The sequence below is a fragment of the Paenibacillus glycanilyticus genome (assembly GCF_023715145.1).
Taxonomy (GTDB): Bacteria; Bacillota; Bacilli; order Paenibacillales; family Paenibacillaceae; genus Pristimantibacillus; species Pristimantibacillus glycanilyticus_A.
The window spans coordinates 1-255 of record NZ_JAMBNP010000087.1; the positions used below are offsets into that span (position 1 = coordinate 1).

Here is a 255-nt window from a genome sequence, read left to right on the forward strand (position 1 = left end):
CAGCAATAATCTCTGCTTCTACTACTTGCAACTGTTGGCAAGCAAGGTCATATTCAGCAAGTAGCTGCTTTAAATGGAGCTTGTACGCGTGCGTAGCCTGTTTGGAACCAACAGAATGACTAGCAAGGGCTATAAGGATTTTAGCTTTTCTCTCGCCCGGTTGACGCTTCATTAGGGACTTCCACCCGTGTACCACATCTTGGGGTTCCAACTTACTGAGTTCTTCTGGTGTCGGGAAAAGACGTAGTGTGGCCA

At 47.5% G+C, this 255-nt stretch carries 1 pseudogene; it reads right to left on the reverse strand.

What is annotated here, in order from left to right:
• Positions 1–255 (reverse strand): annotated as a pseudogene (locus M3194_RS31875) (IS110 family RNA-guided transposase); the annotation flags it as partial.